At 68.6% G+C, this 26,286-nt stretch carries 20 protein-coding genes and 1 pseudogene; 11 read left to right on the forward strand and 10 right to left on the reverse strand.

Annotation, left to right across the window (positions count from 1 at the left end):
- Positions 1-29 precede the first annotated feature (29 nt).
- Entirely contained in the window at positions 30-1,961 is a 1,932-nt protein-coding gene (locus DKM19_RS23955) for an Ig domain-containing protein (RefSeq protein ID WP_110698553.1), read from the forward strand.
- Between the two features lie 103 nt (positions 1,962-2,064).
- Here DKM19_RS23955 and DKM19_RS23960 read toward each other — a convergent pair whose 3' ends face one another.
- The 3 genes from DKM19_RS23960 to DKM19_RS23970 all read right to left on the reverse strand — a co-directional run bounded on the left by DKM19_RS23960 (position 2,065) and on the right by DKM19_RS23970 (position 6,074).
- Positions 2,065-2,931: a glycosyl hydrolase gene (locus DKM19_RS23960; RefSeq protein WP_239514400.1), complete on the reverse strand. Its 867-nt coding sequence runs from the start codon at positions 2,929-2,931 to the stop codon at positions 2,065-2,067.
- 54 nt (positions 2,932-2,985) lie between these two features.
- Complete coding sequence (locus tag DKM19_RS23965; protein WP_204358977.1) at positions 2,986-4,410, reverse strand: pectinesterase family protein; 1,425 nt, start codon at positions 4,408-4,410, stop codon at positions 2,986-2,988.
- Positions 4,411-4,616: 206 nt separating this feature from the next.
- Positions 4,617-6,074: an RICIN domain-containing protein gene (locus tag DKM19_RS23970; protein WP_204358978.1), complete on the reverse strand. Its 1,458-nt coding sequence runs from the start codon at positions 6,072-6,074 to the stop codon at positions 4,617-4,619.
- Between the two features lie 873 nt (positions 6,075-6,947).
- Here DKM19_RS23970 and DKM19_RS23975 point away from each other — a divergent pair.
- From DKM19_RS23975 to DKM19_RS23990, 4 genes are all read left to right on the forward strand, one after another.
- Positions 6,948-7,943, forward strand: coding sequence for a glycoside hydrolase family 11 protein (locus DKM19_RS23975; protein ID WP_110698557.1), 996 nt, complete (start codon positions 6,948-6,950; stop codon positions 7,941-7,943).
- 653 nt (positions 7,944-8,596) lie between these two features.
- Positions 8,597-11,422 carry a PQQ-dependent sugar dehydrogenase gene (locus tag DKM19_RS23980; RefSeq protein ID WP_110698559.1) on the forward strand — a complete coding sequence of 942 codons (2,826 nt, stop codon included), beginning with the start codon at positions 8,597-8,599 and terminating at the stop codon, positions 11,420-11,422.
- Between the two features lie 56 nt (positions 11,423-11,478).
- Positions 11,479-13,569: a ThuA domain-containing protein gene (locus DKM19_RS23985; protein WP_110698561.1), complete on the forward strand. Its 2,091-nt coding sequence runs from the start codon at positions 11,479-11,481 to the stop codon at positions 13,567-13,569.
- A gap of 469 nt (positions 13,570-14,038) precedes the next feature.
- Positions 14,039-14,524 (forward strand): GNAT family N-acetyltransferase, encoded by a 486-nt coding sequence (locus DKM19_RS23990; protein WP_110698563.1) that lies wholly within the window; start codon positions 14,039-14,041, stop codon positions 14,522-14,524.
- A gap of 224 nt (positions 14,525-14,748) precedes the next feature.
- Here DKM19_RS23990 and DKM19_RS23995 read toward each other — a convergent pair whose 3' ends face one another.
- A complete protein-coding gene (locus DKM19_RS23995; RefSeq protein ID WP_110705930.1) occupies positions 14,749-15,492 on the reverse strand; it encodes a cyclopropane-fatty-acyl-phospholipid synthase family protein in 744 nt (247 codons plus the stop codon).
- Positions 15,493-15,697: 205 nt separating this feature from the next.
- Positions 15,698-16,885 (reverse strand): endo-1,4-beta-xylanase, encoded by a 1,188-nt coding sequence (locus DKM19_RS24000; protein ID WP_110698564.1) that lies wholly within the window; start codon positions 16,883-16,885, stop codon positions 15,698-15,700.
- A 405-nt stretch (positions 16,886-17,290) separates the two neighbouring features.
- Between DKM19_RS24000 and DKM19_RS24005 the strand changes: the two genes are divergently transcribed.
- Both DKM19_RS24005 and DKM19_RS24010 read left to right on the forward strand, forming a co-directional pair.
- Positions 17,291-18,145 carry an ankyrin repeat domain-containing protein gene (locus DKM19_RS24005; protein WP_204358979.1) on the forward strand — a complete coding sequence of 285 codons (855 nt, stop codon included), beginning with the start codon at positions 17,291-17,293 and terminating at the stop codon, positions 18,143-18,145.
- Positions 18,146-18,256: 111 nt separating this feature from the next.
- Positions 18,257-19,069 (forward strand): aminoglycoside 3'-phosphotransferase, encoded by an 813-nt coding sequence (locus tag DKM19_RS24010; RefSeq protein WP_110698566.1) that lies wholly within the window; start codon positions 18,257-18,259, stop codon positions 19,067-19,069.
- Between the two features lie 114 nt (positions 19,070-19,183).
- Here the strand turns inward: DKM19_RS24010 and DKM19_RS24015 are convergent, their stop codons facing one another.
- A complete protein-coding gene (locus tag DKM19_RS24015; protein WP_204358980.1) occupies positions 19,184-20,035 on the reverse strand; it encodes a glutaminyl-peptide cyclotransferase in 852 nt (283 codons plus the stop codon).
- A gap of 366 nt (positions 20,036-20,401) precedes the next feature.
- On the reverse strand, positions 20,402-20,644 hold the full coding sequence (locus DKM19_RS24020) for a hypothetical protein (protein ID WP_204358981.1): 243 nt from the start codon (positions 20,642-20,644) through the stop codon (positions 20,402-20,404).
- A gap of 20 nt (positions 20,645-20,664) precedes the next feature.
- Here DKM19_RS24020 and DKM19_RS24025 point away from each other — a divergent pair.
- Positions 20,665-20,856 (forward strand): annotated as a pseudogene (locus DKM19_RS24025) (helix-turn-helix transcriptional regulator); the annotation flags it as partial.
- 121 nt (positions 20,857-20,977) lie between these two features.
- Here the strand turns inward: DKM19_RS24025 and DKM19_RS24030 are convergent.
- Positions 20,978-22,003 carry a hypothetical protein gene (locus tag DKM19_RS24030; RefSeq protein WP_110698571.1) on the reverse strand — a complete coding sequence of 342 codons (1,026 nt, stop codon included), beginning with the start codon at positions 22,001-22,003 and terminating at the stop codon, positions 20,978-20,980.
- A gap of 129 nt (positions 22,004-22,132) precedes the next feature.
- Between DKM19_RS24030 and DKM19_RS24035 the strand changes: the two genes are divergently transcribed.
- Positions 22,133-22,738, forward strand: a complete 606-nt coding sequence (locus DKM19_RS24035) for a TetR/AcrR family transcriptional regulator (protein WP_110698573.1) — start codon at positions 22,133-22,135, stop codon at positions 22,736-22,738.
- 115 nt (positions 22,739-22,853) lie between these two features.
- Here DKM19_RS24035 and DKM19_RS24040 read toward each other — a convergent pair whose 3' ends face one another.
- Complete coding sequence (locus tag DKM19_RS24040; RefSeq protein WP_110698575.1) at positions 22,854-23,876, reverse strand: PLP-dependent cysteine synthase family protein; 1,023 nt, start codon at positions 23,874-23,876, stop codon at positions 22,854-22,856.
- A gap of 238 nt (positions 23,877-24,114) precedes the next feature.
- Here DKM19_RS24040 and DKM19_RS24045 point away from each other — a divergent pair, with 238 nt between their 5' ends.
- The gene (locus DKM19_RS24045; RefSeq protein ID WP_089206650.1) at positions 24,115-24,534 is read left to right on the forward strand and encodes a YciI family protein; all 420 of its coding nucleotides are present in this window, start codon (positions 24,115-24,117) and stop codon (positions 24,532-24,534) included.
- Positions 24,531-25,838, forward strand: coding sequence for an RNA polymerase sigma factor (locus tag DKM19_RS24050; RefSeq protein ID WP_369990614.1), 1,308 nt, complete (start codon positions 24,531-24,533; stop codon positions 25,836-25,838). The genes DKM19_RS24045 and DKM19_RS24050 overlap by 4 nt, the downstream gene beginning before the upstream one ends.
- A 52-nt stretch (positions 25,839-25,890) precedes the next feature.
- On the opposite strand, the gene DKM19_RS24055 is transcribed toward DKM19_RS24050, so the two are convergent.
- Positions 25,891-26,244: a hypothetical protein gene (locus DKM19_RS24055; RefSeq protein WP_204358983.1), complete on the reverse strand. Its 354-nt coding sequence runs from the start codon at positions 26,242-26,244 to the stop codon at positions 25,891-25,893.
- Positions 26,245-26,286 lie beyond the last annotated feature (42 nt).

The following is a 26,286-nucleotide window of genomic DNA, read 5'->3' on the forward strand; positions in this document are numbered from 1 at the left end:
GTCCCCCTCCATCGAGAAAGGCGCAAGGAATGAAGAGACCGCTGGTCGCGACCGCCCTCGCCGCGCTCGCCGTTCCGTTCCCGACCCACACCCCGGCCGCTCAGGCCGCGCCCACCGTGCAGGTCGTCGACATCTTCGGCAGGACCGTCAACGACTACGGCGTCAAGCTCGTCGACTGGGAGGGCTACATCGCCAACCCCTACGTCGAACTGACCGTCAGGCCCCCGCAGGGCGTGACCTACCCGGTGACGGTCAACCTCAAGGCCGAGGGCACCTCCCGGCTGATGATGGACCTGCCCAGCCAGCTCACCGCCACCGGCGCTGCAAAAACCCTCACGTTCGCCAACGCCTCCGAACAGAAGATCTTCCGGCTGGCGATCCACTCCAAGCGCGCCCCCGGCGCCGACGAGCTGTACACGCTGAGGCTCACCAGCAGGGACGCGAGCAACACCACCTACCAGCAGAGCCTGCCGATCAGGGTCCAGCAGGACCAGAAGACCGCCACCGAACCCGGCATCCCCATCAAGTTCGACTACCGCTACGACACGATCACCGGTTACTTCAACGCCCCGGCCTTCCGCACCGCCGCCGAGGAGGCCGTCAAGGACTGGTACCGCTTCTTCGACACCCAGCCGTTCGACACCGTCGCCGCCGGCGCCGAGACCAACCACCTGCCGGGCAACGACTGGGCCGGCAACGTCAACGTCACCAACGACCAGGCGTACAACGGCATGTGGGTCTACTTCCGGGGCATTCAGAGCCCCTACTCCACCGGCTACCCCGCCGCCAACGGCAGGTACAGCACCAGGAACGGCCAGCAGCTCCCCGGACCGCTGCACCGCTCCACCGCGATGATCTTCGAGTACGACGAGGCGGGCAAGCAGCTCTTCACCTCGCTGGCCGACGAGGACTGGTACAGGACCGAGATCCAGGGCTCCGTGCTCGACGTCTACGGCCTGGTCATGCACGAGTACGGCCACGCCGTCGCCTACCACAGCGACTGGGCCGGCATGCGTAACTACGTCAGCGCCTCGGGCGCGAACGACGCGGAGGTCATCGAGTATCAGGGCCGGACCGTGCCGCTGGACACCAGTTACCACATCCCGGGCACTCAGCCCTACTGGGACCGGCTCAGCGGGCAGAGCGGCGGCTGGACGCACCTGTTCCCCACCCGCAGGTGGATGCCGACCAAGCTGTCCCTGCTGATCGCCGAGAACGCGGGCTGGAAGCTCAACCGCAACCTCACCCCGTTCCTCAAACCCTCGATCACCACCGCGAGCCTGCCGCAGGCGACGCCGGGGCAGGCCTACCGGCAGACGCTCGCCGCCAGGGGCGGCGTGCCCTTCTACGACTGGCGGGTCACCGGGGGCGCCCTGCCCGCCGGGCTCAGCCTCGACCGCTTCACCGGCGAGATCAGCGGCCAGGTCACCGCACCGGCCGGCTCCTACTCCCTCACCGTGGAGTTGCGCGACTACGACAGGCTGAGCGCGCCCGTCTCGAAGACCTTCCGGCTCAACGTCGGCACAGGCACACCCCCGCAGGTCAACCAGGCCACCGCCGCCACCGCGTCGGCGTCCTTCACCTCTGCCTGGGAGAGCGTCGCCGCGATCAACGACGGCATCGACCCGCCCCGGTCGAACGACGCCGTCAACCCGCGCTGGGGCACCTGGCCCAACACCGGTGAGCAGTGGGCCCAGCTGACCTGGCCCACGGCGAGGACGCTCAGCTCGGCCGACGTGTACCTCTTCGACGACAACGACGGCGTGCGCGTGCCCGCCTCCTGGAAACTCCAGTCGTGGAACGGGAGCGCCTACGTCGACGTGCCCGGCGCGAGCGGCTACCCCAGGGCGCTCGACCAGTACAACCGTGTCACCTTCTCCCCCGTCACCACGACCCGCCTGCGAGTCCTGATGCAGAGTGGCACGGCCTCGGTCGGGCTGCTGGAGGTGAAGGCCTACTGAAACCGACGGTGGATCGGGCCCCGGTCTCGCTCCTGGGACCCGATCCTCGGGTGTCACCTCCCGTGGCCGGCGGAGCGGCTCGGATGCGGCTGGTCGCAGGCGGTCACATTCCGTTTCCGATGAAGACGCTCGGATGCGGAGGCTGGTTGTAGGCGGTGTTCTGCCCGGCGATCGCCTCGCGGTACATCACGTTGTGCATCAGGGTCGTGATGCGGCGGTCGGTGAGGTTCGGGGTCGAGTAGACGCGCAGCGCGGTGTTGTTCGTGGTCGGCCAGATGACCTCCTCGCGCCAGTCGCCGAACAGGTCGGCCGACAGCGAGGGCGTCGACTTGGTGGTGTTGTTGGAGTGCACGTCGGCGGCGGTGAGCAGGCGGGTGTCGCCGCCCGTGCCGTACTTGTCGATGTGGGTGCCGTCGAGCAGTTCGCGGACGGGGTCGCCGTCCCACCAGATGAGGAAGTTGCTGGAGCCGGGCTTGCGGCCGATGTTCTGTCCGCCGGTGTCCAGCAGGCCGTCGACGGCCGAGGACCAGGATTCGGCGCCGGGGCTGCCTGCGTAGACGTCGTCGGAGACGCCGCGGCCGTTGTCGCAGCCGCAGGAGGCGTTCTGCCAGATGATCTGGCCGGTCCTGGCGTCGGCCATCCACGCCGCCGGCTTGCTCGTGTCCTCATCGGTCTTGAATTCCTCCAGGCCCGCACGGCTCGGGATGAGGTCGCCGACGTGCATCGCGTCGCCGTGGCCGAGACGGGTGTTCCACAGCGGCGCGCCGTTGTCGTTGATCGCCATCGCGCCGAAGACGATCTCGTCCTTGCCGTCGGCGATGGACAGCTGGTGGTTGCCCTGGCCGGCGTACTGGGAGCCGGAGACGTTGGAGTCGAACGTCCAGCGCTTGGTCAGGCTGCCGTTGCGGAAGTCCCAGGCGGTGGGGATGCCGACTAATCGGCGGACGGTGACTGTGAAGTGCGAAACCATCGTGAATCGCTTTCTGAGGGGGTGTTCGGTGGGGTGCCGGACCGTGGGCCGGGGTCAGCCGGCGGGGTTCCAGCCGTCGGAGCCGGCCAGGTATTTCTGCGGTGTGTAGTTCGCGGCCTGGGAGTCGCTGAGCTGCGGCCGGTTGGAGTTGACGGTCGCGCCGGCACCGGTGTTCCGGTATTCGAGGAAGCGGGCGTTCTGCCACGAGTTGCTGGACATGTTCGTCCACGGCTGCGCGGTCGCGATCGTCGCGCTCAGCGTCGACTCCCGGTACAGAACCTGCGCGTCGGGGTACCACGGCCGTCCCAGCGACGTGGTGTTGTTCGTCGCGCCGGTGATGCGGGACTTGTAGAACAGGAAGCCGTACAACTTGCCCGCGTCGGTGCTGCCCGCGGTGATGGGGCCGCCGGTGCTGCGCTTCTCGTAGATGTCACAGCTGTGGAAGACGATGGTGCCCCCGCCGAAGATGAAGTCGACCGTGCCTTCGACGTAGGAGTTCTTGACGTACGCGCGGGCCGAGTCGTTGACGAGCAGGGTGTCCTGGTCGCCCAGCACGCGGACGCTCGTCAGGGTGGTGCGGTCGCTGTCCAGCCGGAGCGCGACGGCCTGCTGGCCGCTGGGGATGGAGTTCTCGTCGAGGTCGTTGGAGATGGTCAGGTTGGTGGCAGTGACATCGCGGGCGGAGATCAGCGCGGTGTAACTGCCCGACGTGCCGCTGGTGTACGCCGACCGGTTGTTCACGATGAGCGTGTTCGACGGCGCGGCGCCGAGGCCCTGCAGCGTGACGTAGGGCTTGTTGACGTTGACGATCTCCCGGTAGATGCCCGGCTTGATCGTGATGACGACCCGGCTGCCGTTGCCGGACGGCACCGCGTCGATCGCGGCCTGCACGGTCCGATACCGGCCGGTGCCGTCGGACGCCACCGTCGGGGTCCCCGTGGGAGGTGGGGTCGTCGGCCCGGAGAGCTGGTTGAAGGTCCACTGCATGCGGGCGACGTCGGAACAGGTCTCCTCGACGATCGGGTTGTTACCCGCCGTCGAACCGTCCCTGTTGGCGACGCACAGCCCGGAGACGACGCTTCTGACCAGATACTTGCCGGACGCGGCCGAGGAGGGCGCGAACGTCCACTGCTGCGGCGGCTTGGTCCCGTCGCCACATCCCCACTGCTGAAGCTGGGTGCCGGAGACGGTGGAAGAGCCCGGCACGTCGACACACCGGCCGCTGCCGACGTTGGCCAGGGTGAACGCGCTCCCCTGAGCGGTGGCCTTCCACTGCTGGTCGGTGGCGGCGGCGTTGCACGCCACCTGCACCAGCAGGGCGCCATCGGCGGACGAGGCACCGGCCACATCCACACACTTGCCACTGGAACCCGAGGCCAGCGTATAAACGCCGCCGGCGACCGGGGCGGCGGCGGCCAGGCCGGGCCCGGCCGTGAGGGTGACGACACCGGCGAGAACCGTGAGGACAACCGCGATCACACCGACGGGCCTGATCCTCGGTACGTGTGGCGAAATGGGTGGTCCCTGGCGCATGACGCGTCCTTTCCTGGGGGTGGGGAAGTTCCCGGGGGGTGGGAAAGTCGAGTTCTGGTGGATCGCGGAACCGTCGCGTTCCCGCGCGGACGTCCGAGGTGGCGGCACTCGGGCCGGCCGAACGCTCCTCTCCGGCCGGCCCGAGGCGTCGGTCACACGCCGATGTTGGCCTGCGGTCCCGCGTAGGTGCGCAGCAGCGAGGGGACCTGCGAGGCGGGGTCGAGCGTGTAGGAGTAGAACGAGCTGGGCGTGAACGCCGACCCGCCGGTCCCCTGCTGACCGGTCGAGTTGACGACGATGCTGCCGCTCTGGCGGAGTTGGGCGGCGGCGTCCCGGTAGTACGGGTCCTTGACGTTGTCGAAGTAGCTGTTCTCCAGCACCATCTTGGTCGCGCCGCGGGCGTAGTTGCCGTACGAGGCGATGTTCTGCAGGTAGTTGTTGTACAGGTGGGCGTACGCCACATTGTCGGTGCTGGGATTGCGCTGGTTGTTGTCGTGGATCCAGTTGTGGTGGATCGTCATGCGCGACGTCACATTGGTGGTCCAGCCGATGCCGAACGCCTTGTTGTTCTCCGACAGGACGTTCCAGGACACGGTCAGGTAGGTGGTGTCCAGGCGGCTGTCGATCAGGCCGTCGTTCATGCGGGTGATGGTGTTGTGGTCGATCCAGATGTGGTGGGCGGTGTCCATCTGGATGCCGTCGTAGTCGAAGTCCTTGTCGTCGGGATCGTCACTGGTCATCCGGGTGTCACGGATGGTCAGGTTGCGGATGATCACGTTGTGCACGCCGCTTCCGAGGAAAAAGCCGCCGTTGACGATGTGGCCCCTGGTCCCCACGCCGACGATCGTCTTGTTCGAGGCCACCTTGATCTCGGTGCCGTACGGCGTGACGGTGATGGCGCCGTTGACCTTGATCACGTAGGGCGTGGCGGCGGTCGCGTACCTGACCAGGTCGGCGTACGTCGAGACGGTGACCGTGGTTCCGGCCGCACCGCCGGTCGTCGTGGTGTCGCCCATGCCGCTCGTGGCCGCGAAACCGTCGGCGTTGTTCGACCAGACCCGGCCGGTGGGAGGGGTCGTCGGCCCGGAGACCTGATTGAAGGCCCACTGCATGCGGGCGACGTCGGAACAGGTCTCCTCGACGATCGGATTGTTGCCCGCCGTCGAACCGTCCCTGTTGCTGAGACACAGCCCGGAGACGACGCTCCTGACCAGATACCTGCCGGAGGCTGCCGAGGAGGGCTCGAACGTCCACTGCTGCGGCGGCTTGGTCCCGTCGCCGCAGCCCCACTGCTGAAGCTGGGTGCCGGAGGCGGTGGAGGAGCTCGGCACGTCGACGCACCGGCCGCTGTTTGCGTTAACAACGTTGAACGCACCACCTCGGGCGACGGCCTTCCACTGCTGGTCGGTGGCGGCGGCGTTGCACGCCACCTGCACCAGCAGGGCGCCATCGGCGGACGAGGCACCGGCCACATCCACACACTTGCCACTGGAACCCGAGGCCAGCGTGTAGACGCCACCCGCGACCGGGACGGTGGCCGCCTGCGACGGCCACGCCACCACCATCAGCGCGGTCGCGGCGACCAGGATTCCGGTAGCGGAGATGCCCATCAACCGGGCCCTGGACCGTCCCCGACGGTCGGTGCGTGTCGAGCGTGAATCCATTGTTTCTCATCCTCAGAGTTCGGTGGGGAGGGTTTTTCCGGGTCGACGAGTCAACTGCGCCAGGGCGGCGGTGCGCCCTGGCGACGGCGGTCCCGCGAGCCGGAGCGGCAGCGGTCGATCAGTGCCCGTAACATAAGTAGGCCTAATAAGTTTGTCAATCATACAAACTAACTGCCATGCTCACCCTGCTCGAACGCATGAAAGTAAGCGCTTTCCGGTTTCATCGACCGTTATGAGAGCCGAGAGCCATGACCCCTGTCGAATACCTGCACCATGGCTCCCGAGTGCGACCCATCCGGCCATCTCTTCGCGGCGACGAGCCCTGCCAGACAGCCGGCGCGTCCGCGGAGATATCCCTGGAGGCGGCCCCCATCTCACGGACGCGGAGCCGGGGCATGAAGCGTTCCGCGAGAAGCACGCGATGACGTTCCCGAGGCGGCCGGCGTGGACATCACACCCCGCACAGCATGTTTCGGAATAAGTACGAAACTTTCATCGACCGACCCCGCAGGCGATCGGCCAGGAATGGCCGGCGACCAGGCCGAATACCTTTCTAAGACCTTCGGGATCTTTCGGGAATCGTTGACAACTCGTCAGGCCGGACGAACACTGTCGCCATCGACAGACCTCAGCCACTGTCGATCCGGGTCACCCACCGCAGCCTGGTCCTCCGGTCGTCGACCACACGACGACGGCCAACCTCCGCCGCGTTGTACGACGCCGACGCGCGGCGGCCCTCACCCTGGCCACCGACAGCCCCGCGAGTCGTATCGCGCTGCCCGGCCTCCCGGCCGGTCTTCACGAGGAGGAAGCACGCACATGAACGATGCCCCCGCCCGCCTGAAGAGCCGCAGACGCGGCCGCAGCAGGCTGTTCATCAGCCGCGCCTGCGCCGTGGCCCTGGCCGTGGCCCTGGTGATACTGCCCGGCCCCGCCCATGCGGCCATAACCTCCAATCAGACCGGCACGAACAATGGCTACTTCTATTCGTTCTGGACAGACAGCCCTGGGTCGGTCTCCATGGAACTGGGCTCAGGCGGTAATTACAGCACCTCATGGAGCAACACCGGGAATTTCGTCGCCGGTAAGGGCTGGAGCACCGGCGGGCGTAGGGCCGTCAGCTACTCGGGCAGCTTCAATCCGTCCGGAAATGCATATCTGACCCTCTATGGGTGGACGAGAAACCCGCTGGTGGAATACTACATCGTCGACAACTGGGGCACTTATCGGCCCACGGGAACGTACAAGGGCACGGTCACCAGCGATGGCGGCACGTACGACATCTACCAGACGACGCGGACCAACGCCCCCTCCATCGACGGCATCAGAACCTTCAATCAGTACTGGAGCGTCCGGCAGTCAAAGAAAACGGGCGGAACCATAACCTCCGGAAACCACTTTGACGCCTGGGCCCGCAATGGAATGAGCCTGGGCAATCACGATTACATGATTCTCGCAACAGAGGGATATCAGAGCAGCGGGAATTCCAACATAACGGTGGGCGGCACCTCCGGTGGCGGAGGAGGTGGCGGCGGCGGCGGTGGCGGCGGTGGCTGCACCGCGTCGCTGTCCGCGGGTCAGCAGTGGAGCGACCGGTACAACCTCAACGTCTCGGTCAGCGGCTCCAGCAACTGGACCGTGACGATGAACGTCCCCTCCCCCGAGAAGATCATCGCCACCTGGAACATCAGCGCCGGCTACCCCAGCGCCCAGGTGCTGACCGCCAGGCCCAACGGCAATGGCAACAACTTCGGCGTGACCATCCAGACCAACGGCAGCACGACCTGGCCGACGGTCTCCTGCAGCGCGAGCTGACCCGAACCCGAATCCCGAACACCTGAACGCCCGAAACACCACACCTGTGGCGCGGCGGCCCATGGCCGCCGCGCCACACTGCTTTCGACCGGTGACCGCCGCGCGGGTCAAGGGGATCAGCCGCGGCCAGGAGGCCGGCGGCCGACGCCTCCCGCCCGAGCGGGCGGCGCGACTCGCCCGCGCGGACGTCGACGTCGTCCCAGGCCGGCGCCGGGGAACCACCCGATGATCTCGTACGGCCAGGGCGAGATCGAATCGGCCGGCTCCGGGCCGATGCTCTTCACGCTCCCGGGACCTCAGAACCACTTATGTTGCCGTTGAACAAAAGTTTCGTAGCCGATTAAAGATGTTACGTCGACTATCTTCAAAAGAGGGGGGATTTATGTCTTGACGGTGATCGATCCCCATGGCACCGTGGCGTCCACCTCAGCTCACGGCAGTAGTACGCCGATGGGACACGGCAGACTCATCGACGCGTTCGGCGCAAGCGTCCGGTAGCTCGAAAGGCACCCTGCGCCTATCACCACCGGCCTGCCGTACCGCAGGCCCGGTGGAGCTCAGCTGCACGACCACCTGACAACCCACCCCCCAGCCGAGCGGCCGCGCACTCCGTGCTTCCGCCTGGCGCACCGTCAGGAAAGGACATCTCCCCGATGTCAGTCTTGGATCCCCTCGGCTCCGCCCTCCGGCGGAGAGCGGCGGGTGTCGCCCTCATACTCGCGACCACCTCACTCGCCGTGATCGCGGGCCCGGCAGGTCCCGCTCAGGCCCAACCCATCAACCAGGCCGACTACCAGCAGGTCACGCTAGCCAAGGGCGTCGCGGAGACCGGCGAGCCGATCTCGCTGGCGGTGCTGCCTGACCGGTCCGTGCTGCACACCGCGCGCGACGGCGTGCTGCGGCGCACCGACGCGGCCGGCAGCACCTCCGTCGTCGCCACCATCCCGGTCTACTCCCATGACGAAGAGGGCCTGCAGGGCGTCGGCGTCGATCCCGGCTTCGCCACGAACCGGCAGATCTACCTCTACTACGCCCCTCCCCTGTCGACGCCCTCGGGTGACGCTCCCGCCACGGGCACCGACTGGACCGCGTGGAAGGGAGTCAACCGGCTGTCCCGGTTCACCCTCAACGCCAACTACACGGTGAACATGGCGAGTCAGGTGAACGTGCTCGACGTTCCCGCCGACCGGGGTATCTGCTGTCACGTCGGCGGTGACATCGACTTCGACGCCGCGGGGAACCTCTACCTGTCCACCGGAGACGACAGCAACCCGTTCTCCTCCAGCGGATACTCTCCGATCGACGAGCGGGCCGACCAGAACCCCGCCTACGACGCCCAGCGGACCGCGGCCAACACCAACGACCTGCGCGGCAAGATCCTGCGGATCAAGGTGAACGCCAACGGCACGTACACCAGCCCGTCGGGCAACCTCTTCGCGCCCGGCACCGCGGGTACCCGTCCGGAGATCTACGCGATGGGTTTCCGGAACCCGTACCGGATGAGCGTGGACAAGACCACGGGTGCCGTCTACGTCGGCGACTACGGGCCGGACGCGGGTTCGTCCAGCGCCACCCGCGGCCCGAGCGGCCAGGTGGAGTTCAACCGGATCACCGCGCCGGGCAACTACGGCTGGCCGTACTGCACCGGCACCAACACCTCCGCGGAAACGTACAACGAGTGGAACTTCGCCACGGGCGCCAGCGGCGCCAAGTACAACTGCGCGGGCGGACCGGTCAACAACTCCTTCCGCAACACCGGCCTGGGCACGCTTCCCCCGGCCAAGCCCTCGTGGATCCGCTACGGAGGCGACGCGGGCACCCCGCCGGAGTTCGGCGGAGGCTCCGAATCGCCGATGGCGGGCCAGGTCTACCGCTACAACGCCGCGAACACCTCGGCCACCAAGTTCCCGCAGAGCCTCGACGGGCAGTTCTTCGCCTCCGAGTTCGGCCGCGGCTGGATCAAGCCGATCCAGATCACCGCCGGCGGCGGCCCCGGCGAGATCTCCGCCTTCCCGTGGGTGGGCAAGCAGGTCATGGACTCGGCCTTCGGCCCCGACGGTTCCCTGTACGTCCTGGACTACGGCACCGGGTACTTCAACGGTGACGCGAACTCCGCGCTCTACCGGTTCGACTACGTCGCGGGCGGCAACCGTGCTCCCATCGCGAACGCGACCGGCACCCCGACCTCCGGCCAGGCTCCCCTCACGGTGGCGTTCTCCTCGGCCGGCTCGTCCGATCCCGACGGTGACGCGATCACCTACGCGTGGGCCTTCGGGGACGGCGGCACCTCGACCGCGGCCAACCCGTCGCACACCTACGCCACGAACAGCACCTACACCGCGACCCTGACGGTGCGCGACTCCAAGGGGGCGACGGGCAGCGCGAACGTGATGGTGGGCGTGGGCAACACCGCGCCGACCGTCACCATCAACAACCCCGGCAACGGTCAGCTGTTCTCCTACGGCGACGTGGTGTCCTTCCAGATCTCGGCGTCCGACCCCGAGGACGGTACGGTCAACTGCGCCCGCGCCAAGATGACCTACGTGCTCGGGCACGACAGCCACGGGCACCAGATCACCTCCCAGAACGGATGTTCCGGGGCGATCAGCGTTCCCGTGGACGGTGAGCACGACGAGGCCGCGAACATCTTCGCCGTCTTCGACGCCGAGTACGCCGACAGCGCCGGCCTGATCACCCACAAGCAGGTCATCCTCCAGCCCCGGCACCGGCAGGCGGAGCACTTCAAGACCTCCTCCGGCGTCGCCCTCATCACCAAGCCCCTCGCCGAGGGCGGCAGGACGGTCGGCGACATCAACAACGGGGACTGGATCTCCTTCGACCCCTACAAGATCAACAATGTGAGGTCGTTCTCCGCCCGCGTGTCCTCGGGCGGGGTGGGCGGCACGCTGCAGATCCGGGCGGGCTCGGCGACCGGCACCGTCCTGGGCTCGGCGACGGTGCCGGTGACCGGCGGGTGGGAGACCTTCACCCAGGTGACGGGGACCATCACCGGCGCTCCCGCCGGAACCACCACGCTCTACCTCACCTTCGCCGGTGCGGCGAGCGGAGCCCTCTTCGACCTCGACGCGTTCACCTTCGTCACCGGTGGTCCGGTCGTGGGCCTGTCCGGCAAGTGCCTGGACGTCCGCGCCGCCAACCCCGCGGACGGCACGCAGGTGCAGATCTACACCTGCAACAACTCCGGGGCCCAGACCTGGAGCCGCGACGGCGGCGCACTGCGCGCTCTGAACAAGTGCCTGGACGTCTCGGGCGGGGCCACGACCGACGGCGCGAAGGTCCAGCTGTGGACCTGCAACGGCACCGGCGCGCAGAACTGGGTGCCGCAGGCCAACGGAACGCTGCTGAACCCGGCCTCGGGCAAGTGCCTGGACGTCAGCGGGGCCAATCCGGCCGACAGCACGCCCGTGGCGTTGTGGACCTGCAACTCCGGAGCCAACCAGAAGTGGACCCTGACCTAGGTCCCCGGCGGGGGCGCCCGGAGAGGCGCCCCCGCTCCCCCGACAGGGAGACGATCATGAACAGGATTCTCCGTACAGCCCTCGGCGCGGCCGCCGCGGTCGTGCTCGCGTGCACCGTTCCCACGGGTCCGGCGGTCGCGGCCGTCGCGGCCGACACCCCCTACGACGTACTCGTCTTCTCCAAGACGGCGGGCTTCCGGCACGACGCCATCCCGGCCGGCATCCAGGCGATCCGCGACCTGGGCACGACCGGCTCCTTCACGGTCACCGCGACCGAGGACGCCGCCGCCTTCACCACCGCGAACCTCGCCCAGTACGAGGCGGTGGTCTTCCTCAGCACCACCGGCGACGTGCTCAACGCCGCCCAGCAGACCGCGTTCGAGAGCTACATCCGCGCGGGCGGCGGTTTTGTCGGTGTGCACGCCGCCGCCGACACCGAGTACGGCTGGCCCTTCTACGGCCAGCTCGTCGGCGCCTACTTCTCCTCCCACCCCGCCATCCAGCAGGCCAACGTCAAGGTGGAGAACCGCGGGCACGCGGCCACCGCCACGCTGCCGCAGACCTGGACCCGGACCGACGAGTGGTACAACTACCAGTCCAACCCACGCTCCACGGCCCGCGTGCTCGCGACCCTCGACGAGTCGTCGTACTCGGGGGGAACCATGGGCGCCGACCATCCGCACGTCTGGTGCAAGACCTTCGAGGGCGGCCGCTCGTTCTACACCGGCGGCGGCCACACCGCGGCCTCCTACACCGATTCGGTCTTCCGCGCCCACCTGCTCGGCGGCATCCGGTACGCCGCAGGCCGCGTCAAGGCCGACTGCCGGCCGGAGGCCGGCTACACCTCTCTCTACAACGGGTCCACCGCCGGCTGGTCGCAGGCCGGGCCGGGCAGCTTCACCAACACCGACGCCACGCTGACGTCGACGGGCGGCCTCGGCCTCCTCTGGTACAGCGCGAAGCAGTACGCCTCGTATTCGCTGAAACTCGACTGGAAGATGATCGGCGACGACAACTCCGGCGTCTTCGTCGGCTTCCCGCCCTCGACCGACCCGTGGTCGGCCGTGAACAACGGGTACGAGATCCAGATCGACCCCACCGACGCGGCGGACCGCACCACCGGCGCGGTCTACACCTTCAAGAGCGCCGACCTCGCCGCCAGGGACGCGGCCCTGAACCCGCCCGGGGAGTGGAACGCCTACGAGATCCTCGTCGAAGGCGAGCGGCTCCAGGTCTTCCTCAACGGAGTGAAGATCAACGACTTCGTCAACACCGACCCGGCCCGCGGCCTGGCCGGGCACATCGGCCTCCAGAACCACGGCACCGGGGACGACGTGTCGTTCCGCAACGTCCGGATCAAGGAGCTGGGCACCGCGACGCCGACGGTGCAGGCGGAGTCGTACTCGTCCCAGAGCGGAGTGGCGCCGTTCACCAAGGCGGGGGCCAACAACGGGCAGACCCTCGGCAGCATCGATCCCGGCGACTGGGCCTCCTACAACGGGATCTCCCTGGCCGGTGCGACCACGTTCAAGGCGCGGGTGGTCTCCGGCGGTCCCGGCGGCACGATCCAGGTCCGCACGGGATCGGCCACCGGTCCGATCCTCGGCTCGGTGGCGGTGCCCAACACCGGAAGCTGGACGACCTTCGCCGACGTCTCGACGCCCCTGTCCAACGTGCCGGCCGGTAACGCGAACGTCTACCTGACGTTCACGGGCACCGGCGCGGGCCTGTTCGACGTCGACGACTTCACCTTCGGCAGATCGGCCTCGGCCGCGGGCACCGTGGTCGGCCTCGGGGGCAAGTGCCTGGACGTACGCGCCGGCGCGACCGCGGACGGCACCCAGATCCAGATCTACGGCTGCAACTCCACGAGCAGCCAGACCTGGGCCCGCAACGGCCAGACCCTCCGCGCCCTGGGCAAGTGCCTGGACGTCTCGGGCGCGGGCACGGCCGACGGGACGAAGGTCCAGCTGTGGACCTGCAACGGCTCCGGCGCGCAGAACTGGACCCCCCAGTCCAACGGCACCCTGCTCAACCCGAACTCCGGCAAGTGCCTCGACGTGCAGGGCGCCAACCCTGCCGACAGCACCCCGGTGCACCTGTGGACCTGCAACACCAACGCCAGCCAGAAATGGACCCTGAGCTGACCCCGGCTCACTGACAGCAGCCGTTAAGAAATACGTCACCAGCCACAAATGGCAATATCTCCACAGGTCAGGCCAAGTGTCTTCCATGGGGCACCGGCTCACGGGGACCGCCGTGAGTCTCAGACGCTCACGTAGTGGAGGCCGGGCCCCCAGGCAGCAGGAGGGTGTCGAGATCTGTCGTCACAGACGGATCATCGACACCCTTCGCCATACTCGGCGACTGGCCGGCCGCCTGCCGACGGGCTGGACCCCTCGTCGAAATCCAAAGACGGCCCAAGTCCGTTTGCCGCCATCGGCAAGGTGCCAAGTGACGTGCTTGCCTCCTTCTATGAGATCGGTGACGACCGGCGTCTACCGGTCGACGTGCGTGACGAGAGTTCTGCCCCGCCCAGCCAGACGCGGCGCGCTTGAACGACGGAGCCATGCGAAGATCAACTGATGGCAGTGTCACGGACGACGGAAGGTGATCATGCTGATCAGGGCAGCGCGGGCGGACGAAGCCGAGCTCCTGAGCGAGCTGGCGATTCGCTCCAAGGCTTACTGGGGCTACGACGAGGCGTTCATGGCAGCCTGCCGAGACGAGCTGACCATTCCGGCATCGGAGGTTGAGAAGCTGCGAACCACAGTGGCTGAACATGACGGTCGCATCCTGGGTTTCGCCACGTTGGAGGGAAACCCGCCGGAAGGAGCCTTGGACGGGCTCTTCGTCGAACCGGATGCCATCGGCCAGGGTGTCGGCCGACGCCTGTTCGAGCATGCCACCGCTGCAGCAGCAAGCCTCGGCTTCGCGCGTCTCACCATCGACGCAGATCCGAACGCCGAGCCGTTCTACGTGGCCATGGGCGCCACACGCGTCGGTGCAACCCCATCAGGCTCCATCCCGGGGCGGATGCTACCTCTGCTCGCGATCACCATTACCGAATGCCACGTCAAGGGCGAGATTCCCATCCACTGATCCGTCTTCCCAGGCCCGGGTGCCCGACAGCCGTCGCTCACCATGACGCACGAAGAAGGTCTTCCCGGCAGCGACGTCGAAGATCAGATTAACCCTGAGAGAACTCCTGATCTGCGCGGATAGCAGATCGGTTGAGACACTCTCGTGAGCGTCTCTGCGGGCGGCGGCGATCGACGACAGGTCCACCCCGCAGTCGCCGCCGACGGTGAGCCGCCGACGGTGGATCAGCCCAGAGTGAGGTAGGCGAAGCCCCACACGCTGCGGTAGCCGCGTAGCCAGTAGGAGCGGTGCTGGTCCACCTTGGCGCGGGTCGCCTCGGCTCCGGGGTGGTCGGGGTTGGCGGCGAGCCATTCCTCCACGTCGGCGGCGTAACCCGACTCGAACTCCTCCCACTCGCCCTGGCTCGCGGTCTCGATGCGCAGCGGCCGGAATCCGGCGGTCGTGGCCTGGTCCACGAGGCCGGCCAGGTCGGTGCAGCTGTCCACGGAGGTGTCCGGCCACATCCCGGCCAGTTCGTCAGCGGTGGGAGTGCGTTCCCAGAACTCGGCGGCGAACAGCAGGCGGCCGCCCGGGTTGACCAGGGGCCGCAGGGCGCGCAGGGTCTGCAGAGTGCTCGGGACGGCGCCGAAGGCATGCCAGGCGCCGACGTTCAGCACCAGGTCTGCTGCACTGAGGTGCTCTTCGGCCCGGCCTTCGACAAAGGTGACACGGTCGGACAGGCCGCGAGCCGCGGCATCGGCTCGCCCGCGCACCATGTCGGGCCCGTGGATGTCGACGCCCGTGCCGTGGGCTTCCGGTACGGCCTCCAGGACGCGGAGCAGCAATCGGCCCCACCCGCAGCCCAGATCGAGCACGGTCGACGGTTTGGCCGCGGCGAGGTCGGCCGTCAGCCTGTCGGCGCGTTCGGCGGACAGCGGCCCGTGGAAGTCCAGCTTGGTGCCCGTTCCCAGCGAGGGAGGATTTGTCATGGCGCGCACTGTAGGGGGTTGATCACGATTGCCGCGAGGGGTTTTCCCGCACCCCGGGACAGGCAGCACCGCAGGTCGGGCGGCAAGGTCTCATGCCCATCCTCCATCCCCGCCAACCAACCCGAAAACGGTGGTGCCTGGCCTGGTGTACTCATGCCACCGAGTGGCACCGGGGCATCCGCGTCGGCGGATGCCCCGGCGTCGCTCATCGTCGGGGCTTCTGCGTGACCCTCGGCAGGACGTAGGGCGGCCCGGAGAAGGCCAGGTCGGCCTTTACCGCGTTATAGGCGCGCTTGGGCTGGTAGGACTCGTCGTACAGGGTGGCCATGCCCTCCGGGGGGTTGGAGAACCAGCCGGGCACCCAGGAGTGCTTGTCGGTGAATCCCCAGACGGTGTAGGACAGGCAGCGCCGGTTGGCCAGGCATGCCTGCAGGAGCACGCTGTAGTTTTCGGCCGACGCCTGGAGGCGGGGGTTGATCTCGTTGGAGTCGCCCGCACGCACGCCGTCGGTCATCAGGCTGCGCACGTCCACCTCGGTGAACGCCGTGGCGAGCCCGAGGTCAGAGAAGGCGTCGAGCACTTCGAGCACCTGGAAGGCGTCGTAGTTGCCGTACTGGGTGCCGAGGTGCCCCTGGCTGCCCACGCCGTCGATGGGGACGCCGCTCGCACGCAGTTGCTTGGCCATGTTGTACGTGTACCAGGTCTTGTCTGAGGGGCCGCGGTCGCCGAACGCCTCGATGTTGTAGTCGTTGTAGAACAACAGGGCGTCCGGGTCTGCGGCGCGGGCCCAGCGGAAGGCGTCGGCGATGTAGCCGGGGCCGAGGTGCTGCGCCCAGAAGCCCTTCAGGTGGATCGACGACGGGCTGTCCCACGGGTCGCTGACCGCCTCGTTGACGACGTCCCACTGCCAGATCTTGCCCTTGAAGTGCTTGACGACGGCGGTGATGTGGTTGCGCAGGATCGTACGGAGTTGCGTGTCGTTGATCGTCCCGTCGGTGACGCCCTGGGTGAGCCAGGTCGGCAACTGGTTCTGCCAGACCAGCACGTGACCGCGGACCTGCTGCTTGTTCTTACGGGCGAAGTTGATCAACTCGTCGGCCGGACCCCAGTTGTACACGCCCCGGGTGGGTTCGAGCTCCTCCCACTTCATGACGTTCTCAGCGGTGACGGTGGAGAACTGCGACGCGGCGATCGCACGGTACTGCGGATCGGCCGTGTCGTTCAGGACGTCCATGTCTACCGCGGTGCCGATGGCGAGGTTGTGGCGGGCGGCGAGCGTGCGCAGGCTCTGCCCCGCGACCGTGGGGTCCCGGTCGTTCGCGAGAACGGGAACGGCGTTCAGCGCACCCGCCAACATGAGCACGGTGGCACCGACGATCAGAAAACGCTTCATCGAACTCCCTCGGGATCGACCCCCGAAAATTTTCGGTTCAATAACGAAATGTAACGTTAGCAAAGCTCTCCATGAGAGAAAAGACCAATGTTGCAACACCGAAATATTTCGGAAATCACTCAAATTGGGAGCCGTGAACGCCTCATCCCGCTCGGGGAAAGAAAGGCAGGTGAGAGCCGATATGACACCCGACGGCGCCGAGTCGGCCCCGGCGCAGCGGACGGACGCAGTCGGTTGACAGGTCATTCACATTGCCCGTCACACCCAGGGCCGCCATGGCATATGTCGGAAATAAGGTGAATATGGCCAATTTGCCTTTCAGTCCACCCTTGTGGATCTTCGTTGGTGGCGCCCTATCGGTGCCATGCTGTGTCTTCGTGTCACCTTTTTGAGGGAGTTAAGGGCATGTATGACGCAGAAACGTCGTTACACGACGTGGCCGAGAGCGGCTCGCCCGAGGAGATCGCGGAGCTGGCCAGGCACGTGGAGGATGTCGACGCCGAAGACGAGGGCCGTACCGCGCTCTGGGTCGCCGTGTACGAGCGCCGCCACGACAACGCCCGCGCCCTGGTCGCCGCCGGAGCCGACCCGTGGAGGCCCATGATGAGCGGCTGGTCGCCCGGACGCCTCAGCCTGGCCGGTCCGGAACCCGACCTGTTCCACCGTCCCGCCGAAGTGGACGGCCTGACGGATGACGAGGCCTCCGCAGTGGCGGAGGCCAAGCGGCTGACCGCGGCGCTGGGCGATGTGGAGTGCACCGGCCTGGGGCTGGCGTGCGTGGCCGGGATCAGCGCGGCCGAGGCGGCGCGGCGGCTGGAGGCCACGGTCGAGGCCGTCGATCCCGGGAAGTTCCTCGACGAGATCGACCCCTTCGACGAGGAGAGCAGGGCCTTCATAGGTGTCACCGACGTGCCCGGCGGCTGCGTCGTCACCCAGCCATGGGGGTACATACCGCAGACGCCCGGTGTCACCAAGCGCCTGTCCGCGGGCACCGTCTGCTACGGCCTGTTCGACAACCCGATGAGCGGCAGCCAGGGCAGCATCCTCCGCGACGGCGAGATCGTCGGCTGGGACCTTCACCCGGGCGGAGAGCCGTGGGAGGACGACGAACCCCTGGAGGTCTTCTTCTCCTACCTCTACCAGGGCGACGCGGTGGCCTACTCCTGTGCCTACGCGGGCCTGCGGCTGACCGACGCCCGCGCCGTCACCGGCCCGCCCGACGTCTGGCTGCGTCTGCCGGAACGTGACTACTGGCGCTGATCTCGGCCTTCTCGCAGAACGCGTAAGGATTCGCGGAGCGAGCCGAGGGTGAGGGGATCTCCGCTAAAACCATTCGCGCCGGCGCCACTCCCCTGGGAGGATCATGTCTCCATGAGCCGCCCCGCCATCTCCGAGATCCCGACCGGCCCCGTGGCCGTCCCCGACATCGTCGCGACCCTCGCCGGTGGGGATGTCATCACCCCGGTCTGGCACAACGAGCTCGGCGGCCTGACGTTCCGCCTCGAGGACGGGCGCGGCGGCATCAGGTACGCCAAGTGGATCGCCGCCGGCACCCCGGAGATCAACCTTCCCGACGAGGCGGAGCGCCTGGACTGGGCGCGGCGGTGGGTGAACGTCCCACGAGTCATCGAGCACGGTACGGACGCCGCCGCCGCGTGGCTGGTCACGGCGGCGGTCCCCGGCCGCTCGGCGGTCGACCCTCGGTGGGTCGCCGACCCGGCGACCGCGGCGGCCGCGGTCGGCCGGGGGCTGCGCCTGTTCCACGACGCCCTGCCGGTGGACGAGTGCCCCTTCGACTGGAGCGTCGATCGACGGCTCGCACGCGCCGACGAGCGCCTCGCCGACGGTGAAGGACCCGCCGACTGGTTCCCCGAGCACCGGCGCCTCGAACTCACGCAGGCCCGGGCGCGCATCGGCGAGCCGCCCGCGATCGACCGTCTCGTCGTCTGTCACGGGGACGCCTGCGTCCCCAACACCCTGCTGCACGACGACGGCACGTTCGCCGCGCACGTCGACCTCGGCTCACTCGGGGTGGCCGACCGATGGGCCGACCTCGCGGTCGCGGCCTGGAGCACGGAGTGGAACTACGGCCCCGGCTACGACGGCGTCCTGTACGACGCGTACGGGATCGCCCCCGACCCGGAGCGCATCGCCTACTACCGCCTGCTCTGGGACATGGCGTAAGGATCGCGGCCGGGACCGTACCCGGGAGAGCGATCTGATCTCTGCTGAGGTCGCCGTTTCTGCGGGTCCGGTGGCTGCCCGCACTACGCGGGCAGCCACCGGCCGTGGCCTCCGTCAGAGTCTGTCGTCGGACGAGCGCGTGCCGGAGTCGGGGACGAACCGCACGCGGAACGTCTTGGGCCACAGCTTGCCGGTCAGCAGGAACTCGTCGGTTCCGGGGATGGCCGCGATGCCGTTCAGGACGCCCGCGTTCTGGCGTTCTGAACGGGTGAGCAGGCCCGCGGCGTCGATGCCGCCGGTCACCATGCCGGTGCGGGTGTCGATCCGCACGATCCGGTCGGTCCAGTAGACGTTGGCGTAGACGGTGTGGGGACCCGCGCATTCGAGCTCGTTGAGCCAGGGGACAGCATGGCCGTACTCGGTCACGGTGAGCGTGCCGGTGGAGGCGAACGTGACGGGATCGCGAAAGGTGAGGCGGGCGGAGCCGTCACTCATCACCAGCCGGTTGTCCCGTCGCCGGTGGCACAGCCCCCAGCCTTCCCCGGTGTAGGGGACGCGGCGGCGTTCGGCAAGGGTGCGGCTGTCCCGCTCGACGGCGATGCCGTCGCGCCAGGTGATCTGCCACAGCGTCGGCCCCACGACGGTGATCCCCTCACCGAACATCAGGGCCGGCAGTTGTGCACGGGCGGTGGGCGCCTTCCCCGCGGGCCCGGCCGTGACCGCCGACTCGCCGTACCCGCCGGTGCTCTCGTACAGCCTGCCGCCGGCCATCTCCAGCCCCTGGGTGGAGGCGCGGGGGTCGTGCGGCAGGCTCTGAAGAACCTTGACCCGCAGCTGCTCCACCGGCAGACGCCTGCCCGTGCTCGACACGGCCGAGGTGTCTTCCAGGCCGGGAGGACGGGCCCCGTGGCCGCTGAGGAGGAGAAGCGCGACCGCTCCGGTGGCGACGGACATGACGCAACGCATGGTTTCTCCTGCATGACGTTGTCTGAATGATTCGACAGGAACCTTCGGCGGGATGTGGCACCTTGACCGGCGACTCCAGCGCTCCCAGCAGGAACTCCGGGGGCACCCGTTCACCGTCCGTGACCGCCGTCATCACACGACATCACGAGTTCGACCTCAACTGCTCGTCCCGGGCGACAGCGGGCGCTGAACAGCGGGCAAAGATAGGTTTCCGGTTCTGTCCGATGCCGATTTCGCCCCGTTCCGTGTCGCCCGACCGGCCCGGGGGCTCGATGCCTCCCCATCCGGGAACGGGCGAAGGAGAATGACCACGCGGTCAGCGAGCGAGGTCGAATTCCCTCAAAAGTCAGAGGCGAAAGGCCCGCACTACACCGAGGGGTCGGCGACGGGTTCCGGCTGTGTGGCGACCGGCGGCTGGTCGGTGGCCGCGTCGGGCATCTTGGGCTCGTTCAAGGTGCGCAGGAGAAGCCAGCCGAGGGCAGGCAGTGCGATCAGCGGTGCGAGGGCGGTCTGCAGGGAGGTGGTGTCAGCGACGGCGCCGATGAGCGGGCTGGCGATGCCGCCGATGCTGACGGCCAGGCCCAGGGTGACGCCGCCGGCGACGCCCACACGATGGCCGTCTCTTCCGCCGCGAACTAGGCATGACCTTCCCTCAGTGGCGCACCCAGCTACGCCTCTACCACGCCCTGCGCATGCTGGCCGACGACGTGCCGGTAACCGCCGTCGCCCACCGCTGCGGCTGGTCCTCCACCAGCGCCTTCATCGACGTCTTCCACCACGCCTTCGGCTACACGCCCGGCACCCATAACCGCCGTCCCTGACCTGTTCCACACTCGACGCCCTCTTCCGGCAGGCCCCGGCGGGGTCCACCACGTGACCGGCGGCCGATCGCCGGCAGAGTTGTATGAGGACCACCACCCACCCAGGGCGGTTTTCGCCGTCTCAGTGCTCCCGGTAGTAGTCGGCGAGGGCGGTGAACGCGACCTTGGGTTCCCAGGGCATGTCGGGGTAGGTGGCTCCGAGGCGGTCCTCGTAGACCTTGACGATGCCGTAGCTGGCCAGGTCCAGGTCCTCGCGGGGGTCTCCGTCGGGGCGGTGCGGCTGGTCGTACAGCGCGAAGGTGAACACGAAGGCGCCGTCGATGCCTCCGGCGTCGAAGGCCTCCAGCAGCTCGCGCAGATACGCGGCCTGACCGGCCTCGTCGCGGGCGTACTCACCCTTCAGCCGAACGGGTGCACGGGTGTCCTTGTCGTACTCGACGATCTCCAGGCCGCGAGCGCCCCTGTCACCCGCACCCCGGTAGCAGGCCGAGCCGAACTCGGTGATCGCGACCGGCTTTCCCTGCGCGACGAGGGTGCGGACGCCTTCGGCGAAGCGGTCGGCGATCTCGGCCGACCGGTAGAGATCCATGGACACGATGTCGAAGGGTGTCCAGTCGACGTTCTCAAGCGGTACGGAGGCGTAGGTCACCTTGCCGCCGAAGCGCTCACGGACGAGTGCCACGGCCCTGCCGAGGAAGTCGTTGACACGTGTGCTGATCTCGCCGATCTGCTCGCGCACGCGACCTGGCCGGCTCAGCGACTCGACCCGCTCGTCGGTGCTGTCGCCGGGCAGGAATCCCTTGTTCATCAGGCTGAGCTCGGCGCCGGTGACGAACACGACCTCGGCTCCCCGCTGCCTGAGCCGCTCCGCGCGCACGGCGCAGTCGGCGAACAGCGACAGAATCTCGTCGGTGGTCAGCTCCAGCGGGTAGGGAGAGAACCAGACCTCGAGGCCGAGGTCGGCGGCGTGCGCCGCCGCGAGCTCCATCCGTTCCGGATCGCCGCCCATGACGCGGACCGCGGTGCAGTGCAGGTCGTCACGGATGATGCGCAGCTCGCGCCTGACCGTCTCCGAGTCGAAGAGCTCGTGGCCGATCGCTCCGTTGTAGACGAAGCCGGTGTCGTAGCTGATGCCTCTGGCTCGCATGTCAGGCCTTCTTCCAATGAGGTTTTTAAGGTACTCGGCGTCCCTTAAAGGCCGAGACGCAGGCGCGGCAACCAGATTGGAGGGTACGATCGGTACCGCTTGCGGGAAGGTGCCATGACAGGGGATCCGATGGGGCAGCCAGGTGCCGGACAGACGCGGAGGCGCGGAGCCGCCCTGGAGGAGGCGATCCTGCGCGCCGCGGTGGACGAACTCACCGAGTCCGGATACGCCGGGTTGACCATGGACAAGGTCGCCGCCCGCGCCGGTACCAACAAGAACGCCATCTACCGCCGCTGGCCGAACCGCCTCGCACTCGGCATCGCCGCCTATCGGCAACTGGCCACGACGGCCCCGCTCCCCGACACCGGCGGTCTGCGCGGTGACGTCCTTGAGTGGCTACGGCAGGCGAACCGCCACTGGAGCTCCCCCCTCGGGGCGGTCCTGGGCGAGCTGATCTCCGCGGCCGGCGGCGCGTCGGAACTCCTGGCGCAGCTGCAAGAACGGTCCGGCGACGCCGCGGCCGCCCCCTGGTTGACCATCCTGGGGCGCGCGGTCGCACGTGGTGAGGCCTCCCCCGAAGCGCTTCATCCACGGGTCGCCACCGTGGCCATGGTCCTGCTGCGCAACGAATTCGTCGTGCGCGGGGTCCCCACCGCGCCCGACGACGTCCTCGTCGAGATCGTCGACGAGGTGTACCTGCCTCTGGTGCGGCGACGTGGTCCGGCCTCAAGCTGATCTTCCGCCTGCCATCTCCTGCATGGCTGACCTGACGCCGGTTCCGCGGCTCGGCCACGATGATGACCGCAGCGCTCGTCGTGCTCGCCGCCGTCCTGGCTCTGACCCCGGACGGCTACGCGTCGAGCAGGTGTGCCAGCCGTGCCGCGTACGGCCTCCAGTCCAGTCCTCTGCCCTGCGCCCAGGCGTCGTCGTGGCAGGTCCGCAGGTGACGCTCGCCGGCGTCACCGATCACGGTGACCATCTCGCCGCGGACCTCCCGGTCCCGCATGCGGACGGCGAGCTCCAGCGCGCCCCACAGGTTCGTCCCGGTGGCGGCACCGACCGCCAGCCCGGTCGCCTCCCGTACCCGGCGGGCAGCGGCCACGCTGGCGGCGTCGGGCACGGGAACGACCAGATCGACGAGGGAGGCGACAAAACCCGGCTCCATGCGGGGCCGGCCGATCCCCTCGATCCGGGACGGCATGCCGGTGCCGTAGTCGTCGGCGCCGCTCGCCCAGCCGGGAAAGTAGGCGGAGTTCTCCGGATCGACCACGGCCAGCTTGCCGGGCAGACGGTGAGCGCGTAGATGGCGGCCGACGGCGGCGGAGGTGGCACCGGTGCCCGCGCCCACCACGATCCACGCCGGACACCGGTCCGCCTGGCCGAAAAGCTCCTCCGCCAGGCTCCCGCCGCGCCAGTCGACGGTCGCGGCCGAGGCGTAGTGGTCCAGATAGCAGCCGCCCAGCCGTTCGGCCAGTCTCGCGGCCTCGTCGTAGATGGCCAGCGGCGGGTGGACGTATCGACAGGTCCCGCCCAACTGCTCGACGCCCTCCCCCCGGGAGCCCTCCGGCATGACAACGGTGTACGGCAGGCCGAGCAGCCGGGCGAAGTATGCCTGGGCGACCGCCATCGCGCCCCCTGCGGCCTCCACCACGGGGGTGCCCTCCACGATCCGGCCGGTGGCGATCGCGGTTGTGAACAGGGCCCGTGCCAGCCGGTGCTTCAGACCACCTGTCGGCTGGACCGACTCGTCCTTCAGCCAGAGCCGTACTCCCCAGTCGTCGGGCAGCGGGAACGGCCGCAACGGGGTGGGCCCGACCTGCGCCATCTCCTCATCCAGCCGCTCGATCGCCTCTGTCGCCCATGCGCCGGTCATGAGGAGAAACCTACCTGCCGGGAGGCATCAAAAATCGGCGGAGGCTCAGGAGCCGGCAGGACCGGGGACGGGCGGTTCTCCGTCGCGCCGGAGAGCTCGCCGGCCGGAATCGCGGGGGCGGAACGCCCGGATGCAAAATGGTCCGCATCCGTCTGCCGGCCGTGTCGATCCGCGGCTGCCCCGTTCGACCTGAGAGTGAGAGGGGCGAGAGGCGGCCCCGATGGCAAGGAGATCGAAGATGGCGAAGTACATGCTGATCATGCGAGGCACGGACGAGTCCGTCGCGAAGATGATGGAGACGCCCTTCGAGCAGATGCTCGAGACGATGGGTCGCTTCAACGAGGAGATGATCCGGGCCGGCGTGCTCGTCGCCGCCGAGGGTCTGGAGGACCCGGCCCAGAGCGTGGTGGTCGACTTCAGCGGCGAGACGCCGTTGGTCACCGACGGTCCCTACGGCGAGACGAAGGAACTCTTCGGCGGCTTCTACGTGATCGACGTGGCCTCGAAGGAGGAGGCGGTCGAGTGGGCCAAGCGACTCCCCGCGGTCACCGGCACGAAGTGCGAGATCCGACGGGTGCCGAGCATCGACGAGTTCCCGCAGGACGATGAGTGGATCATCAAGGAGCGGGCGTGGCGCGAGCGGACCGGCCAGCTTTGACACCCACGGCCGCCGGCGGCCCGCTGAGCACCGAGTCGGCGCGGCGGGCCGTCGAGGCCGTCTGGCGGATCGAGTCCGCACGGATCGTCGGTGCGCTGGCCCGCTACACCGGGGACTTCGAGCTCGCCGAGGACGTCGCGCAGGAGGCGGTGGCGGAGGCGCTCGTCACCTGGTCGCGCGACGGCGCGCCGACGAGCCCGGTGGGCTGGCTGCTCGCGACCGCGCGGCGGCGCGCCATCGACGGCTTCCGCCGCCGGTCGGCACTCGACGAGCGGTACGCCATGCTCGCCGGCCGGCTCGCCGAGGGTGAGACGAGCTCGGGTGCGACGGCCCCGCGGGACCGGTCGGACGACCTGCCGTGGGATCCCGACCGGATCGACGACGACGTCCTCGCGCTGATGTTCGTGGCCTGCCATCCGGTGCTCTCGCCCGAGGCCCGCGTGGCCCTGACGCTGCGCGCGGTCGGCGGCCTGTCGAGCGAGGAGATCGCCCGGGCGTTCCTCCTGCCCGTGCCGACCCTCCAGGCACGAATCACGCGCGGGAAGAAGACGATCGCCGCGGCGGGAGTGCCGTTCGAGCTGCCGCCGTCCGAAGAACGGCGCGAACGGCTCGGCGGCGTCCTGAGCGTGCTGTACGTGATCTTCACGGAGGGATCGACGGCAACCACCGGTGACCGCTTGCTGCGCTCCGATCTCGCGTACGAGGCGATCCGGCTGACCCGGACGCTGGCCGCGTTGCTGCCCGATGAGCCGGAGGTACACGGGCTGCTCGCCCTGTTCGAGCTCACGGCCGCGCGCTTTCCCGCACGCACCGGGCCCGACGGCGAAGCGGTGCTCCTGGAGGATCAGGACCGGCGCCTGTGGGACCGGTCGGCGATCCGTCGCGGCCTGGCCGCGATCGGCCGGGCCGTGGCCGTCGGACGCGGCCTCGGACCGTACGGACTGCAGGCGGCGATCGCCGCCTGCCACGCGTCGGCCGCCTCGGTGCCGGAGACCGACTGGGAGCGTGTCGTGCTCCTCTACGAGGCGCTCGGCCGCGTGGCTCCGTCACCCGTCGTCGAGCTCAACCGGGCCGTCGCCGTCGCGATGGCGAACGGACCGCGGCAGGCGCTGTCCATCGTGGACGAGCTGGTCGCCTCCGACCGCCTGTCGGGGTCGTACCTGCTCCCGAGCGTGCGCGGCGAGCTGCTCGCCCGGCTCGGCCGGACCGCCGAGGCACGGGCCGAGCTGGAACTCGCCGCCCGGCTGTGCCGCAACGTCCGCGAGCGGTCGGTGCTGCTGCGCAAGGCGGCCGCGCTGGCGTGATGCCGGATGCACATCACAACGCGTTGAAAGGACGCCATGACTCACGGCCCGCTCAGCCCCGCCCGGCCGGTTCGGCCCCGCGCGCCCCGGGGCCGAACCAGAAGAGCAGCGCCACCACCAGGGCCAGCGCCATCTCCGCGCGGGCCCAGGCGAACACCGACGAGATGCTCTCCGCGATGCCGCCGCCTTCGGTGAACGGGATCAGCAGGGCTGCCCGGCCCAGCGACCCTCCGACGGTCAGCGCCGTCTGCAGCAGGCCGGCGGTGACGCCCGCGTGCTCGGGCGGGGCGGTGGTCAGGATGATCATGTTGAACGGGATGACGGCCACGCCGACGCCGACCCCTATGACAACGAGCGCCGGGAGCACGCCGATCAGGTAGGTGCCGTCGGCGTCGAGACGGGTCATCAACGCCGCTTCCCGATGAAAGTTTCACGACGCATTGACACT

Origin of the sequence: Streptosporangium sp. 'caverna', assembly GCF_003203775.1 — a bacterium.
Classification (GTDB): Bacteria; Actinomycetota; Actinomycetes; order Streptosporangiales; family Streptosporangiaceae; genus Streptosporangium; species Streptosporangium subroseum.